This window comes from Arthrobacter wenxiniae, assembly GCF_013376105.1.
Classification (GTDB): Bacteria; Actinomycetota; Actinomycetes; order Actinomycetales; family Micrococcaceae; genus Specibacter; species Specibacter wenxiniae.
The window spans coordinates 1-630 of the sequence record NZ_JAAMFM010000085.1; the positions used below are offsets into that span (position 1 = coordinate 1).

The window sequence follows — 630 nt, forward strand, 5'->3', positions numbered from 1 at the left end:
TCAGGTGTGGGGGAGGCCGTGGTGGTAGGTGTTGCGGAGTTTGGTTTGGTGGGGGTCGAGTTTGTAGGGGGGTGTGAACCAGGGGACGCCGTGGATGAGTTCGACGGCCCAGTCGCGGTTGTGGATCAGGTGGTGGTGGTAGGCGCAGAGCAGGCATCCTGAGGAGACGTTGGTGGGGCCGCCTTCGGTCCAGGGGATGATGTGGTGGGCTTCGGTGGCCAGGGCGTGGGTGCGGCAGTGGGGGAAGGAGCAGCCCTTGTCGCGGGCGATGAGGATTTTGCGTTGGGCGGTGGTGAAGAGGCGTTGGGTGCGTCCGACGTTGAGGATGTCCTGGCCGTTGCCCAGGATCATGGTGGTGACGTCCGCGTCGCAGAGTTCGGTGTCGAGGAGGGCCAGGGGTTGGGGGCCGGAGTAGGGCAGGAAGGCGATGCCGCCGGGGCGTCCGCGGGTGGTGCGGTGTTGGAGGTCGGTTTCGGTGGTGGAGATGAACAGTTGGGGTTTGAGGCCGCCGTTCATGGGGAGCTTGCCGGTGCGGGCGGCGAGCTTGATGCCCTCGATGGTGCCGTCGAGGAGTTTTTGGGCGCGGGTGCGCCGGTCGGCGACGACGGGGTTGGTGCAGGCGGGGTCGAT

The 630-nt window shown here is 66.8% G+C and carries 1 protein-coding gene; it reads right to left on the reverse strand.

The window, feature by feature from the left end; all coding sequences use genetic code 11:
• A partial coding sequence (locus tag G6034_RS19450; RefSeq protein WP_176636748.1) for an HNH endonuclease signature motif containing protein occupies nt 1–630 on the reverse strand: 630 nt, incomplete at its 5' end.